Origin of the sequence: Populibacterium corticicola (assembly GCF_042683685.1) — a bacterium.
GTDB classification, from domain to species: Bacteria; Actinomycetota; Actinomycetes; order Actinomycetales; family Cellulomonadaceae; genus Timonella; species Timonella corticicola.
In genome coordinates this window covers 1-14,775 of record NZ_JBHUOP010000007.1, presented here as the reverse complement: position 1 = coordinate 14,775, position 14,775 = coordinate 1, and the positions used below count along the sequence as shown (strand labels likewise).

The following is a 14,775-nucleotide window of genomic DNA, read 5'->3' as shown; positions in this document are numbered from 1 at the left end:
GGGCTGACACACGTCAGGTGTCAGCCCCTCCGGGGTATTTCACAGTTTGATGATGGGTTGCACCGTGCCGAATCGGTGTGCGGTCAGCGAGATTGCCTGTTCACGCAGGAACGGGAGCATCTCGATCCGGCCGGACTCGGTGACGGGTTGATCGTACAGGGCAACATCGGGGCGAGGGCCGGTGAGTTCCGCGATTTCTCGTCGGGTGGGGGCGGCGGAGCCAACGAGCCGGACCCGCACGTCGGATAGTCCCGTTGCCCATTCGCAGCTGCTACGCGTGGATACTCGCACCCCGCTACGGGTCAACAGTTGCGCGAGTGCCGGGTGTGGCTCCGCGAGCGACACCTCGAACGTCCCGCGCGCGGCGAGCCCTGCGGCAACAACCCGGAGTAGGTCGGTGACGTCGCTGTGGGTTTCTCCGCCAAACCGGATAATGACACTGGTGGGCAGGTAACGGAACTCGTTGCGTTCAACCACAAGCCCAGACACGTCCTTCATGACCCCGTATTCGGTCTGCCAGGCAGCGTTATCGGAAGCAATAGAACGGCCCAAGCGGTCCAGATCAGCCTCACTGATACCCAACTCGGGTGCGGCCTGCCGGACCCGAGAGACAAACTGAGCCATATCGTCGCAAATCGAAGTGGTTCCCGCTGCTGGTACGCTCTCCCAATCCGTCAACCCGAACAGATAGTTGGGGCCACCGGCCTTGGTGCCCGCGCCAACGGCGGAACGCTTCCAGCCGCCGAACGGCTGGCGGCGCACGATTGCCCCGGTGATTCCGCGGTTTACGTACAGGTTCCCGGCCTCAACGCTGCTAGTCCACTGCGCGATCTCTGCTGGGTCCAGGGAGTGCAGGCCTGCGGTGAGGCCATAGTCCGTCGCGTTTTGCGCGGCAATGGCCTGTTCGAGCGAATCGACCACCATGATCCCAAGCACGGGGCCGAAGTATTCGGTCAGGTGGTACTCGGATCCGGGCGTCACGCCGGTCTTCACACCGGGCGACCACAGGCGTCCGTCCTCTGAGAGGAGGCGGGGTTCGATCGCCCACGACTCCCCCGGTTCCAGCTGCGTCAGCACGTGCTTGAGTTTGCCCTCGGGCGCCTCAATCACTGGCCCTACCTGCGCGGTCGGGTCATCCGGGAACGCTACCTTGAGCCCAGAAACGGCGTCGAGGAGCTGGTTGCGGAAACGCTGCGAACGCCCCACGGACCCAACCAGAATCACGAGGGAAGCGGCCGAGCATTTCTGTCCAGCGTGACCGAACGCCGAGTTCACCACGTCCTTGACCGCGAGGTCCAAGTCCGCGTGCGGGGTCACGATGATCGAGTTCTTACCCGATGTCTCCGCGAGCAACTGCAGGTCGGGGCGGAAGCTCTGGAACAGTTCGGCGGTTTCGAACGCCCCGGTCAAGATGAGCCGGTCCACGCGCGGGTCCGACACGAGTACCTGCCCGAGTTCGCCTTCGGAGACGTGCGCGAGTTGGAGCACGTCACGCGAGACGCCAACGCTGTCGAGCGCCGCCCAGAGTGCTTCAACCATGACCGACCCGCACCGGCTCGCCTGCGTTGCCGGTTTGATGACAACGGACGACCCCGCCGCGAGCGCCGCGAGTGTCGATCCTGCTGGGATTGCGATGGGGAAGTTCCACGGCGGGGTGACCACCGTGAGTTTCACGGGGATGGCGCGGGCTCCGTCGAGTGTGTCGAGGTCCTGTGCGAGTTGTGCGTAGTAGTTGGCGAAGTCGATTGCCTCGGAGATTTCCGGGTCTGCCTGTTCGATGGTTTTGCCGCATTCGCTGGCGGCGACCTCGATGAGTTGAGCGCGCCGTTTTTCGAGTTCGACGGCTGCTGCGCGCAGGACGCTCGCTCGTTTTTCTCCGCCGAGTGCGGCCCACGCTGGGGCCGCATCGACTGCGGTGGCGAGAGTGGCCTCGAGGGTTTTGGCGTCCGTGATGGTGTGTTTGCGCACGGTGTCCACGCCGAGCGTGGACTGCGGGATCGCGGCGATGATCTGCCGCGCCCACTCCCGGTTTCCGGGTAGCGCAGGGTCGGTGTCCGGGGTGTTCGCAAACTGCGTGTGCTCGTGTGGATTGTCGACGAGTCGGTTTTGCAGGCGGTTCGGTTCCGGTACCGTCTCGTCCACGTGGGCGAGGGAGGTCTCGAACCTGGCGCGTTCGCGGGCGAAGAGTTCTTCGTTGCCGGACAGTTCGAATACTGCGGACATGAAGTTGTCCTGTGATGCGCCTTCTTCGAGTCTGCGGATCAGGTAGGCGATGGCCACGTCGAACTCCGCGGGGTGCACGACCGGGGTGTAGAGCAGGAGGTCGCCGACGGTGCGGGACACGGCTTCAGCTTGGGCCTCAGCCATGCCGAGCAGCATCTCGAACTCAAGCGCACCGGGTACGTCTCGCACGCCGCGTTGCGAGGCCAGCAGCCAGGCGTGGGCGATGTCGAAGAGGTTGTGTCCGGCGACTCCCAGCCGCACGTTTGCCACGCGCTCCGGGGTGAGTGCCCAGTTCAGGACCCGCTTGTAGTTGGTGTCCGCCTCCTGCTTTGAACCCACCACGGCGAGTGGCCAGCCGTGCACCGCTGCTTCGACGCGTTCCATTGGGAGGTTGGCTCCCTTGACGAGCCGGACCTTGACTGCGGCTCCGCCTCGTGCGCGGCGGCTGGCTGCCCAGTCTTGGAGTCGCTGCATCGCGGCCATTGCATCGGGCAGGTAGGCCTGCAACACGATTCCTGCTTCGAGGCCCCGCAGTTCTGGACGGTCGAGGAGCCGGGTGAACACCTCGATCGTCATGTCGAGGTCGCGGTACTCCTCCATGTCGAGGTTGATGAATTTTTGGCTGGGGTGAGCGGCCGCGTACTGGTAGAGCGGGAGCAGTTGTTCGATGACGGAGTCTGCGGCTTGTTCGAACGCCCACGGGGAATGTGGGGCAACCGTTGAGGACACCTTGATGGACACATAGTCCACGTCATCGCGTTCGAGGAGTCGCTTGGTTCCGTCGAGGCGCTTCGCGGCTTCGCGTGGCCCAAGAACGGCTTCACCGAGGAGGTTGACGTTGAGTTTGCGGCCGGTTTGCTTCAGCGCCGCGATGCTGCGGCCCAGTTTGGCGTCGGTTGCATCAACGATGAGGTGGCTGACCAGTTGGCGCAGGACCCGCTGGGCGGCGGGAACCACAACTTGGGGTGCTAGATGGGAAACGGTCGCGCCGAGTGTGACTGCGCTGCGCAGATACCACGGAAGGAACTGCGGGGTATTCGCGGCAAGCTTCCTGAAGTTCCCAGCTGCGATGTGCGGATCTTCGGGTCGAATTACTCCGTCAACGAACCCGACCGTGAAGTCGAGTCCGCCCTCTTCGCTGAGGACTCCCGAGAGCAGGGTTGCGGCGGTGCTCGCTTTGATCGTGTCCGCGGTGGTGAGCCATTCGTGGACCAGTGAGGTTGTCTGGTCCGCGAGGGCTTGAGCGTCTTTGCTGAGGTTGCGCAAGGTCACTCCTTTTATGTCATAGTGTCATCTTCTCTATCAGTGTGAAAGGTGATTCACTTTAGGTAAAGTGAAGTTTTTTAATCGATTTCGTTTAGTGCTTCTACATGTTTGGATTGGGTGCAATGATCGACGTTCGACGCCTGCGCGTACTGCTTGAACTGCAACGACGCGGAACCCTCGCGGAGGTGGCCCTCGCTCTTCACCAAACCCCTTCCGCCGTGTCCCAACAGTTGGGGCTGTTGGAGAAGGAGGCCGGGGTCGAACTACTGCGCAAGTCGGGCCGGCGCGTGCAACTCACTCCAGCGGCGCACACCCTGGCCGCCTATGCCGCACAGATCATGGACCTACTCGAACAGGCACACACCGAGGTCGCTCGCTCTGACTCAACTCTTAAGGCAACCGTCCGGGTCGCTGTATTTCAGTCTGCCGCGTTGGCGTTCATGCCGCAGGTTTTAACCATTCTCACCGAGGAACACCCTGACCTTCGCGTCACCATGACGCAGCGCGAACCAGAGACCGCACTGCGCGAAACCTGGACGCGCGACTTCGACCTCGTCATCGCGGAACAATATCCCGGGCATGCTGCCCCGTGGCACCCCGAACTCGACCGTGTGGAACTCACCACCGATGCGCTCAGGTTGGCCATCCCCGCCACGGGTCCTGCGTTCGCCGCAGTCGAGAGTTTGTGCGATGCCCACAATCTGCCCTGGGTGATGGAACCACGCGGAGCAGCCTCGCGCCACTGGGCGGAACAAGCCTGCCGAACCGCGGGGTTTGAACCTGACGTGCGCTTTGAAACCGCGGACCTTCAGGCACACATGGCCCTCATCTCGTCGGGCAATGCCGTGGCGCTGCTCCCCGGACTGATGACTGTATCTCGCCCGCCTGGAATCAAGCTCCTGGAGCTACCGGGAAACCCGCGGCGCACCATCTTCACGTCCGTGCGGGAGAACTCAAGCACCCTGCACTCCATTTCGGAGATCAGGCGCGTACTCGCCCAGGTCACCCACGACCTCGTGGCGTGAGGCGCAATCACCTGGAACACAGGACGGCGCACCAACGCGCTGGGCCGAGGCAGGCGCACGATACCGGAATCCGTTGTGACGCCTCGTACGGTGCGGTACGTTGTAGTTCACCTACCGAAGGAGAGCTGTCATGTCATTCCAGGCCTACCTCGACACGATCGAGAAGAAGACCGGTCTCACTCCGCGCGAACTACTCGACAAGGCAAAGGCCCGCGGATTTGAAGGCCCTGGCGTCAAGGCCAGTGAAGTCATCACGTGGCTCGCGGAGGATTACGGGCTTGGTCGCGGTCACGCGATGGCGCTCGTTCACGTTATCAAGAACGGACCGAAGATCGACTCAAAGCACGTCGGGTCTACGGGCAGCCACCGCGACGAATCGGACACTCTCTGGCTGGACGGAATCGCCACAAAACCTGGCCAGTGACCCGAACCCCACCGCTCTCTGGAGTTCTACCGCCCTTGTTCTTGTACTCCCATTCGTCACCGTGCTGCCCGTGCTCTTATTCTCAAAAACTTAGAAAACTGTTTAACACGAGCATAAAAATGTGCGACGCTGGCAACCCCAAGCAACCAGCGCCGCACAAGCAAGCGCCCCGGAAGTTCTGACACAAGCCACGCACTGCCGGATGAGAGGGACAAGCCAACCGGCTCGTCGTCCATGAGAATCAGGCGTTTGCGCCTGCCAGAGCCGCAGCAGATGGAGCCGGCCCACAGGCCGACACACCGCCCAGAGCCGCAGCAGCGGTCGCAATCAGACCGTGCAGACCGGAGTTCGCGGGAGTCGGACGCGGATCGTCCTTGACCGCCCAGCAACCGTCCGTGACCTCGTAGTTGGTATGTACGCCCTCTGCAACCCAAACACGTAGCGCGTGGATGAGCCGGTCGACCTCGGCAATCGTCGTGCCCACTCCAACCGATGCGCGGATCGCACCTGAGTCGAACCCCAGGCGGTTGAGCAGCGGGTGAGCGCAGAAACGGCCATCTCGCACACCGATGCCGTGCTCCGCCGAAAGGTATGCGGCAACCAGGCCGGGATCGCAGTCGCGTACCGCAAAGGTCACCACCCCAACCGGATTGACCGCGTCCTCCCAAGCACGCACGATACGTATGCCGTCGATGGACTCAAGTCCTTCGACGAGCCGGGCACGCAGCAGATTCTCGTGCGCCTCAAGTGCACCCTCCGGCAGCGCTGCGAGCGCCTCGCATGCGGAGGCGAGCGCCGCGGCGCCAATAACGTTTGGCGAACCGGCCTCGTGACGGGCCGGAGCGTTGGTCCAAAACACCTCATCCACGGTGACCTGGCGGACCGCTCCGCCACCCGCAAGGTATGGGGTTCCCTGATCCAGCCAGTCGCGACGGCCCACTAGGGCTCCCGCACCGAATGGTGCATAGGTCTTGTGGCCAGAGAATGCGACGTAATCAACTCCGGTTTCCTCAAGTGAGAAGCGGCGATGCGGCACGAGTTGCGCACCGTCAAGAACCACGCGTGCACCAGCGGCATGCGCGATGGCAACGAGATCGGCGACGGGCAGGGATTCTCCCGTGACGTTCGACGCGCCGGTAGCGGCGACGAGCGAATAGGATTCGCGGGCCAGTTCAGTGCGTAACAGGTCTAGGGTTTCGGCAACGGATGCGCCACCATACAAGACGGTCGCGCCACCCACTGCAGCCTTCCACGGTAGGAGGTTCGCGTGGTGTTCAACGTCCAGTACGAGCACCTTGCCGGGTTTCCCATGTTCTGCGGGAACGCAACCAGCAAGGAGGTTCAGGGAGTCGGTCGTGTTGCGGGTGATGATCGTGACGTCATCTCCCCGTGCGCCCACAAAGCGACCGATGGTCTGACGTGATTCCTCGTACAGGGCAGTGGATACCTGCGAGAGGTACCCTGCGCCGCGGTGCACGGATGCGTAGAGCGGAAGGATTTGGTTGACGCGATCCGCAACCACAGTCAATGCGGGCGCAGAGGCGGCGCAGTCGAGGTTCGCGTAGGTTACCTGGCGTCCGTCAACCAATGGCACGAGCGTGTCTGATCCGACGACGGGCAGACACGGCGCAGCAAAGTCGTTCATGTTCGTCTCCAACGTGTTGGGGACCCACCCCTTCGCCGCACACAACCTCTCACCGCCCACCTCCGGGGTACACGAAATACCCCGCTCGCCGAGATCGCTCGTTGTGCGGGCGCATTCGGCAAGGCGACGTGAAGGGATGCGTGTCTGTGCGACGGATCCCGCGCTTGTTTCGTCACCGGTTGGTGCGAAACCCGGTCTTCACCCGGAGCACCCCACCGCAGGTGGAGGGTTGCCGTCCAGCAAGCCGGGGCTTGATGCTGGAACTCATGACCTACATATAAGGTTCTTGGTCGAGCGGGGTGAGTGTCAACCACTCGACGAATTCATCTCACATAATGACCACCGTGTCTCAGATTCATGGGGTCCGTGACATATCATAGGTAACGACCATCCAGAGCGGCTGAGTGACTTGGCACTATGACGCCGCAGCAACCCCCTGGCATACCGCCACGCCGGAAACATCCGGAAGAGCGAAACATCAGGTGAGGGTGCTACCGCCATGACCGATGGAGGAAATCATGACATACGCAGGCGACCTGACCCCACAAGAGGCTTGGGACATTCTCGAGTCCAATCCCGAAGCAGTCCTCGTGGACATCCGCACCGAAGGGGAGTGGCAGCAGATCGGCGTACCCGACCTGACCCCGCTGGGCAAAGACGTCCACTTCATTGAGTGGGTCACCGCATTCGGGCCAAACGTACATTTCCTGTCGCAGCTCGCCAAGATCGGCGTCCAGCCCGGAAGCGAAACTCCCGTAATCTTCCTGTGCCGTTCAGGCAACCGCTCAATCGGGGCCGCCACGGCGGCGACCGAAGAGGGATATCTCAAGTCGTACAACGTCCTCGAAGGCTTCGAGGGCGATGCAGACATTTACGGCCAGCGCACCATCAACGGCTGGAGACTTCGGGGCCTGCCCGCCACCTCTTACGCCGCCGGGGAGTAGCAGTGGGATACCCAAACAACCGGGAACTTCGTCCTCGCACGATCGGCGTTCGCGGAGGTCAGGCACGCTCCGAGTTCGAGGAAACCTCCGAGCCGATCTATCTGACGCAGGGTTACGTCTACGGCAGCGCGGCTGAGGCAGAGGCCGCATTCAATGGCGATATCGACCGGTTCATCTACTCGCGTTACGGAAACCCCACGGTCCACACGTTCGAGGAACGACTACGGCTCATTGAGGGCGCAGAAGCGTGTTACGCCACCGCCACCGGAATGTCCGCGGTGTTCACCGCTCTTGCCGCGGTTGTCCAGCAGGGCTCGCGCATCGTTGCCGCGCGAGCGCTGTTCGGCTCGTCGCTCGTGATCTTCGATGACATCTTCGCCCGCTGGGGTGTGCAAACGGATTACGTCGACGGCCACGTCATCGAGCAGTGGGAGGCCGCGCTCTCGACCCCGGCGGATATCGTGTTCTTCGAGACCCCGTCCAACCCCATGCAGGACATCATCGATGTCCGTGCGGTCAGCGAACTCGGACACAATGCCGGGGCACTCGTGATCGTGGACAACGTGTTCGCAACACCGATCATGCAAAAGCCGCTCGAGCTGGGTGCGGATATCGTCGTGTATTCCGCGACCAAGCACATTGACGGACAGGGCCGCGTACTCGGTGGGGCGATCCTTGGCCCGAGCGACTACATCGAGGGCCCAGTGCAGACGATGATCCGCAACACCGGGCCGTCGCTGTCCCCATTCAACGCCTGGGTGCTGCTCAAAGGGCTGGAAACCCTTCCCATCCGCGTAGCCGCGCAAACAGAGAGCGCGCTGAAGATCGCGCAGGAGCTCGAGAACATCGACGGCATCACGAACGTTCGCTACCCGTTCCTGCCCTCACATCCTCAGTATGAGTTGGCGAGGGCACAGCAGACGGGTGGTGGCACGGTGGTCACCTTCGATCTGGTGGCCCCGGAAGGAGCCTCGCACGAGGAACAGAAGAAGCGGACCTTCCGGTTCCTTGATGCGCTCGAGCTCGTGGACATCTCGAACAACCTCGGTGATGCGAAGTCGCTGATCACGCACCCTGCCACGACCACGCATCGCAAACTCGGGATCGAGGGGCGCGCAGCGGTGGGCATGGCGGAGACCACCGTGCGGTTGTCCGTTGGGCTGGAGGACCCGCTCGACATTCTCGACGATATCGTGGCAGCGTTAACCGCCTAGTTGGTTTATTGCCGACGATCCTGCCGCCCCCTGGCACCTCCCGCACGTCCATTACATAAGACAAAAACGGTTGTGCCTATGCATCATTCATGCATAGGCACAACCGTTTTTGTCTCAGTAGTACCCTCAAATCGTAGGACGCAGGACCGTCCGGCAAAAGTCCGGCCTGTGACTAGTTGCGAACGAACTGGATCTTCCAGATCTCTGGCCCGCGCTCAATGTACTCCACCGCGAAAACACCCGGTTCGCGCTGTTCAAGTTGTGCGAGCAATGGCTTCGGATCGTGGGTTGCCTGGATAATCAAGCCCCGTCCCGGCTTCACACCGGCCAGCGCTCCAAAGATGGTTGCGTGCCGGATCTCATGCGGGATGAGTTGCACGTTGAGTTCTGGGAACGCAACGGCATCGTGCTCACCACACGCACATCCGCCTGTGGGCTTCTCCGTGATTTCGATGTCCTCTGGCATGTCTACTCCTTGAATTGTTCGAGAAATCAGGATCTCGGATGGACTGGCATGCAATCTCACACCTAAGTCCTGTCCCTTGATGCTTTTAATTTATTACAGTTAACTCCGTGGAAAATAATCGAGGGTTGTCGATGACTGCGAGCACGCGAAGGACCAAGCGAGGGCGAGCGCTCTCTCCGTCGCGCCTGCTCGTCTTGGAAACGCTCGAATCCACAGCGGAACCCCTGAGCCTACCCGGCCTTGTGGCTCGGGTGAAACTGCACGAGAACACCGTCCGCGGCCACCTCGACGCACTCCTCACGGACGGATTCGTCTCCCGGGAACAGGCCTACTCAGAGGGGAGGGGACGCCCTTCATGGCTGTGGTTCGCACTCGAACCTGCACACCAACCGGCATCGACCGTGGAGTATGCAGGGCTTGCATCCGCGCTTGCGAACACCATCTCCACGACCGCCACGGACCCGGTCTCCGCAGCACGAGCCGCGGGCGAGGACTGGGGTCAGGAACTCGTCGCCAATGGAAAAATCCGCGAGCACGACCCTGCCAGTTCTGCCGCAGAGCACGTCGCGGGTTTCCTCGAGGATTTCGGTTTTGCACCGCGAGTGATTGACGAGTCAACCATCAAACTGCACCGCTGCCCTCTGCTGGACGCGGCCACAAAACATCCAGATGTCGTCTGTAACGTGCACCTTGGCCTGGTGGCTGGAGCGCTGGCCGAGGGCAATGTCGACGCAACGGCACAGTCGCTCACCCCATTCACCGCACCCGGAGTGTGCACGCTGCGCCTGGCAGTTGGCCACGCTTCAAAGACCGGTGGCCGGTCATGACCACCGCCCAAGCCCGCCGTCTACCACCGCTACGCGGCGTTCTCCTTCTCCCTGCGGGTCTGGCTCTACTCGCTGGGTTGGATGCCGCCCTGCTTCTGCTCGGGTTCCCCGCACCTTTGACGTTCTCCCGTCTCGCAGATGTCCACGGCTACCTCATGACGCTCGGATTCGTGGGGACATTGATTTCCCTCGAACGGGCGGTCGCGCTCAGCAAGTGGTGGGGATACCTCTCACCCGTGACGATGGGACTGGGCGGGCTACTCCTACTCAGTCCGGTTCCCCTGACCATTGCGTTCATGTGTTCGCTGGTGGGGATCACTGGAATGTGCGTGAACTACGCCGTGTTGTGGCGGCGCAACCGCGACGAGGCCGTCCTCATTCAAACGCTCGGCGCTGCGGTCGCGGCGATTGCGACGCTGCTACTCATCTCGGGTGTGCCCATTCGGGTTGTGGTGTCCTGGCTCGCAGTGTTCCTGATCCTGACCATCTGCGGCGAACGCCTGGAACTCGCACGTCTAACACTGGCTCGTCATGACGGAACTGTGCTGCTGGTGCTGAGTTGTGCGATCGTTCTAACGCTCTTGGGCGCACTCCTCTGGCCTACCGTCGGCTATCCCCTACTCGGGGCTGAGATCTTGGGACTGACCATCTGGCTTGGTTCGCGAGACGTTGCCATGAAACTCATTCGCACCGATGGGCTGCGCAGGTTCATGGCTGCCTGCATGCTCGCGGGTTACTTCTGGCTCGGTGTCGCCGGGGCCGTATGGTTACTGGGACCAGCGTTTGAGGGTGTCCGATACGACGCGGTCATCCATGCCGTGTTCATTGGCTTCACCATGTCCATGATCATGGCGCATGCCTCAACCATCCTGCCTGCCGTGCTCCGCAGACCACTGCCATATCGCTCATTCATGTGGGTTCCCGCGCTTCTACTCCACGCTTCACTGCTGGTGCGACTCTGGATCGGCGATGCGCTGGGCGTACTCGAAGCGGTCGAATACGGGGGGCTCGTCAACGTCATAGCGTTGCTGCTGTTCTTCGGCACCGCGGTGGTCTCATCGATTCTTGGCCCACCACGAACAGCCCCTTCTCCCACAAAAACGCCACCTGCGGTCAAGTCGCCTACGGTTAACCTGCCCAACCCAGAGACTGCCGATCCAGCCGTCCCAACCGGTGCGACAGAAGTTTCACCCTCCTCCTCGCCCACCCTTCTTGCACTGGCCCCTGCCCCAAAGGACACCTGATGAGCCTCGGCACTCGCATCCCCATTTCGACGCATGAATCACCGCATCGCCCCCTGATGGTCAAGCGGTTCTGGCCCATGCGCGATCTGCCGTCGGTCCTGTGGTTCGTCGCTGCAATCATCGTGGCGCTTGGGCACCGCTGGCTCCCCGAACCACGTTGGCTACTGATCCATCTGATCCTGCTCGGTGCCGCGAGCCACGCTATCCTCGTATGGTCGCAGCACTTCTCCTACGCCCTGCTGCACACCCCCGCAACCGAGGCGGATAGGGGTCGGCAAAACATTCGGTTGATCCTGTTCAATGCCGGCGCCGTGGTTGTCGTTGCCGGGGTGCTCAGTACCGTGTGGCTGCTCACGATCCTTGGGGCCGCTGCCATCACGGCCGCGGTGATCTGGCACATGGTTTCCCTATTGCTGCGCTTCCGTCGCGCGATGGGTGTCCGGTTCGCTGTGACAATCTGGTACTACGTTGCAGCCTCAGCCATGCTTCCGCTCGGCGTGACAGTTGGTGTGTTGCTTGCGCGTGGATTCGCTGATCCCGTGCACGGGCAGATGAAGGCTAGCCATGCGGTTCTCAACGTGCTCGGCTGGATTGGCCTGACGGTCCTGGGAACTCTGGTCACGCTGTGGCCGACCATGCTGCGCACCAAAATCCATCCAAGGGCATCCTCTATGACTCGTCGTCTGACGTGGGTGTTCATCGGCGGCCTGCTGCTTGCCGCGGCAGGTTCCCTGTCAGGACATCTGTGGATCGCGTGCGTGGGTCTGGGTGCGTATCTCATCGGATTGCTTCTGCTCGGTGTGGTGTTTGCGCAGACCGCAGCCCAGCGCCCGCCGGTTGCCATGTGCACGTTGTCCGTGGCCGCAAGTTATCTCTGGTTCGTCATCTGCGTTGCCTACCTGCTCATCGGATTCATTCGCGGCGGTTTGTCCGGAAACGACTGGGATCTTGCGCATTCGACCTTCACCACGATTGCGCCGTTCTTCGCTGCTGGTTTCGTTGTGCAGGTACTCATCGGTTCCCTGTCGTATCTGATCCCAGTTTTGGTCAGTTCGGGTCCCGCCTCCTCGCGGGCCGCGAACATTGAGATAGATCGTGGCGCGGTTTTCCGGGTCGTTGCAGCCAACCTCGCGCTCGTGGTGTCGCTACTCCCAGTACCCTCGGTCGTATTGGTCTTGGCCACAATGCTCTATCTGGGTGCGACCGCGAGCTTCTTGATATTGATGTTCCGTGCGATGCGTGCTGCCAAGCGGCCCGCATCCGCAGCATCCCTGGTACGGCCTACTTCTGCGCCGTCCTCATTGGCGACGAGCACCTCCCCCACACAGTCCCTCACCTCTGGATCGTCCCCGGCGCAGGCCTCGGCTCCCTCTAATGCCGTAGACAGTCGGGGTGAGGTTAAGGGACGTGATCCGTACGGAGACCGACCGGCAGGGTCTCGGGCAGGTCAGGCAGCCGCAGCCGTTGTAGTGGTTGCGCTCATTGTGGGTGTTGGCGTAGCAGTCAGCCCTTCCTCCATTGGGGTCACCGCATTGGGTGGAGGAAACAGTTCCGCTTCGGCTGATTCTGGTGCCCTAGTTGATGCTCCACAGCAGACCATCCAGGTTGAGGCGCGGGACATGAAGTTCTTCCCCGACACCGTCACCGTCCCCTCCGGCACTCGCCTCATCATTGAGGTCCATAACACCGATACGGCTGATGTCCACGATCTCGTCTTCACCGATGGACGCACCTCCGGGCGGATCGCGCCCAACGATAGCGCAGAGGTTGATCTTGGCGTCGTCAACGAGAGCCTAGATGGATGGTGCTCGATCCTGGGGCATAAGCAGATGGGCATGACGTTCAAGGTCCTGGTCGAGGGTGCAACCTCACAAACCAGCGACCCAGCCGACGTGAACGCAGCCATCGATGGTGGAGACTCGTCGCAAGGCACGACCTCCGAGGATAACGGACATAATGGCCACTCAGGTAGCCACAATACCGACACCGCGCAGAGGGGCAACGCCGCTGATCTTCTCGACTTCATGGCCGAACCACATGCCGACTTCACTGCCCGCGACGCCGTCCTGCCTAAACTACCACCCGCAACGGGCGAACCTGTCACAAGGAAGTTGACGTTTGAAATCACCGAGCAGGTCATGGAAGTGGCACCCGGCGTCACTCAGGAACTGTGGACATTCAACGGACAGTTCCCCGGCCCGGCATTGCATGGACGGGTGGGCGATACATTTGAGATCACTCTCGTCAACAACGGGACAATGGGTCACTCGATAGACTTCCACGCCTCCAACCTCGCTCCCGACGAGCCAATGCGCACGATTCCGCCAGGAGAGTCCCTGGTGTATACGTTCACAGCCGAGCGAGCTGGCATCTGGATGTATCACTGTGGAACCATGCCCATGACGGCACACATTGCCAATGGAATGGCCGGTGCCGTCGTTATTGAGCCAGACGATCTGCCTGTAGTTGATAAGTCGTACCTACTCGTGCAGTCTGAGCTCTATCTCGGCTCGCAGGGTGGCCCGGTCGATGTCGACAAGGCGCTTGGTGGTGATTCCAACCTCGATATTGTGGCGTTCAACGGATACGCGAATCAGTATGTTGCGCAGCCACTGTCTGCCACGGTTGGTGAACGCGTACGCATCTGGACTCTCGACGTTGGACCGTCACGGGCGTCGTCGTTCCATATCGTTGGCGGTCAATTCGACCGCGTGTGGTTTGAGGGAGCCTACCTACTTGGATCGGCGAAGTCTCCGGCCAGTGGACGCGATGGAGGTTCTCAGGCATTGGCAATGCAACCTGCTCAAGGAGGGTTCGTTGAACTCACATTCCCTGAAGCCGGAAACTACACCTTCGTCACCCACATCATGGCTGACGCGGAACGCGGTGCCCGAGGCATAGTCCATGTAACCGATTGAGGCTTTCGGTGAACACCGTTAGCTATAACTCTTGGTGACCTCAGCGAAGACAGAACAGTACTTTCTCAAAACGCGTTAAGCAGTCTGGCTAATACCGTTCACAAGAGCACCCATCAGCCCAAACACAGACACATGTCATCGGTCAGGGCCAAGGTAGGTCCACCTACGAGCCCACACCGGTTACACCGTACCCGCGGGATAAAGGAAGAAAAGGGAAGTAGCGGCCACACGATCACGGGAAAGAAAAAGCCCTCAAGCCCCACCAAACAGCCGGGGTTCCCCACCATGCTGGTCATACCCCCAGAGCCCCCACGAGGGCGACACCCCACACAGGTGGCATCCTGGCATGCGGGACACAAAAAAGCCCACAGAGCCTCACACGAAAAAAGAGGGGAAGAAGACGGCCCCCACCCCCACAAAAGAAGAAGAGGCTTCAACCCCCGTGAACCCCCCACACCACGGGGTGGGGTTGTTGGTCTGGGAACCGGCTAGTGGACGCGAACACACACTCACACACAACCCCGTTTCAGGGTCATGAGGATCGAAGAGGAAACATTGTTGATTGTAAGTTGTTGGCAT

At 61.4% G+C, this 14,775-nt stretch carries 10 protein-coding genes and 2 riboswitches; of the genes, 7 read left to right on the top strand and 3 right to left on the bottom strand.

Features of this window, described 5'->3' with window-relative positions:
• Positions 1-39: 39 nt before the first annotated feature.
• Positions 40-3,495, bottom strand: a complete 3,456-nt coding sequence (locus ACFSYH_RS13515) for a bifunctional proline dehydrogenase/L-glutamate gamma-semialdehyde dehydrogenase (protein ID WP_377467694.1) — start codon at positions 3,493-3,495, stop codon at positions 40-42.
• 116 nt (positions 3,496-3,611) lie between these two features.
• Here ACFSYH_RS13515 and ACFSYH_RS13510 point away from each other — a divergent pair, with 116 nt between their 5' ends.
• Positions 3,612-4,514 carry a LysR family transcriptional regulator gene (locus ACFSYH_RS13510; protein WP_377467692.1) on the top strand — a complete coding sequence of 301 codons (903 nt, stop codon included), beginning with the start codon at positions 3,612-3,614 and terminating at the stop codon, positions 4,512-4,514.
• A 130-nt stretch (positions 4,515-4,644) separates the two neighbouring features.
• Positions 4,645-4,938 (top strand): DUF4287 domain-containing protein, encoded by a 294-nt coding sequence (locus ACFSYH_RS13505; protein WP_377467689.1) that lies wholly within the window; start codon positions 4,645-4,647, stop codon positions 4,936-4,938.
• Positions 4,939-5,179: 241 nt separating this feature from the next.
• On the opposite strand, the gene ACFSYH_RS13500 is transcribed toward ACFSYH_RS13505, so the two are convergent.
• Complete coding sequence (locus ACFSYH_RS13500) at positions 5,180-6,583, bottom strand: aminotransferase class V-fold PLP-dependent enzyme (protein ID WP_377467687.1); 1,404 nt, start codon at positions 6,581-6,583, stop codon at positions 5,180-5,182.
• Between the two features lie 155 nt (positions 6,584-6,738).
• Positions 6,739-6,855, bottom strand: a riboswitch (SAM riboswitch).
• Positions 6,856-6,967: 112 nt separating this feature from the next.
• Positions 6,968-7,096, top strand: a riboswitch (SAM riboswitch).
• Between the two features lie 5 nt (positions 7,097-7,101).
• Here ACFSYH_RS13500 and ACFSYH_RS13495 point away from each other — a divergent pair.
• The gene (locus ACFSYH_RS13495; protein ID WP_377467685.1) at positions 7,102-7,527 is read left to right on the top strand and encodes a rhodanese-like domain-containing protein; all 426 of its coding nucleotides are present in this window, start codon (positions 7,102-7,104) and stop codon (positions 7,525-7,527) included.
• A 2-nt stretch (positions 7,528-7,529) separates the two neighbouring features.
• A complete protein-coding gene (locus tag ACFSYH_RS13490; protein ID WP_377467683.1) occupies positions 7,530-8,741 on the top strand; it encodes an O-succinylhomoserine sulfhydrylase in 1,212 nt (403 codons plus the stop codon).
• Positions 8,742-8,913: 172 nt separating this feature from the next.
• Here ACFSYH_RS13490 and ACFSYH_RS13485 read toward each other — a convergent pair whose 3' ends face one another.
• Entirely contained in the window at positions 8,914-9,207 is a 294-nt protein-coding gene (locus ACFSYH_RS13485) for a DUF2249 domain-containing protein (protein ID WP_377467681.1), read from the bottom strand.
• Positions 9,208-9,314: 107 nt separating this feature from the next.
• On the opposite strand from ACFSYH_RS13485, the gene ACFSYH_RS13480 reads away from it, so the two are divergent.
• The 3 genes from ACFSYH_RS13480 to ACFSYH_RS13470 are packed head-to-tail and all read left to right on the top strand — an operon-like array spanning position 9,315 to position 14,196.
• Positions 9,315-10,034 carry a helix-turn-helix transcriptional regulator gene (locus ACFSYH_RS13480; protein WP_377467679.1) on the top strand — a complete coding sequence of 240 codons (720 nt, stop codon included), beginning with the start codon at positions 9,315-9,317 and terminating at the stop codon, positions 10,032-10,034.
• The gene (locus tag ACFSYH_RS13475; RefSeq protein WP_377467677.1) at positions 10,031-11,278 is read left to right on the top strand and encodes a hypothetical protein; all 1,248 of its coding nucleotides are present in this window, start codon (positions 10,031-10,033) and stop codon (positions 11,276-11,278) included. Before ACFSYH_RS13480 ends, ACFSYH_RS13475 begins: the two co-directional genes overlap by 4 nt.
• On the top strand, positions 11,278-14,196 hold the full coding sequence (locus tag ACFSYH_RS13470; RefSeq protein ID WP_377467675.1) for a multicopper oxidase domain-containing protein: 2,919 nt from the start codon (positions 11,278-11,280) through the stop codon (positions 14,194-14,196). Before ACFSYH_RS13475 ends, ACFSYH_RS13470 begins: the two co-directional genes overlap by 1 nt.
• Positions 14,197-14,775 lie beyond the last annotated feature (579 nt).

Excerpts from the sequence above, each read along its gene's own strand:
- ACFSYH_RS13495 (WP_377467685.1), top strand. The coding sequence starts at position 7,102 with ATGACATACGCAGGCGACCTGACCCCACAAGAGGCTTGGGACATTCTC.
- ACFSYH_RS13475 (WP_377467677.1), top strand. The coding sequence starts at position 10,031 with ATGACCACCGCCCAAGCCCGCCGTCTACCACCGCTACGCGGCGTTCTC.
- ACFSYH_RS13470 (WP_377467675.1), top strand. The coding sequence starts at position 11,278 with ATGAGCCTCGGCACTCGCATCCCCATTTCGACGCATGAATCACCGCAT.
- ACFSYH_RS13500 (WP_377467687.1), bottom strand. The coding sequence starts at position 6,583 with ATGAACGACTTTGCTGCGCCGTGTCTGCCCGTCGTCGGATCAGACACG.
- ACFSYH_RS13510 (WP_377467692.1), top strand. The coding sequence starts at position 3,612 with ATGATCGACGTTCGACGCCTGCGCGTACTGCTTGAACTGCAACGACGC.
- ACFSYH_RS13505 (WP_377467689.1), top strand. The coding sequence starts at position 4,645 with ATGTCATTCCAGGCCTACCTCGACACGATCGAGAAGAAGACCGGTCTC.
- ACFSYH_RS13485 (WP_377467681.1), bottom strand. The coding sequence starts at position 9,207 with ATGCCAGAGGACATCGAAATCACGGAGAAGCCCACAGGCGGATGTGCG.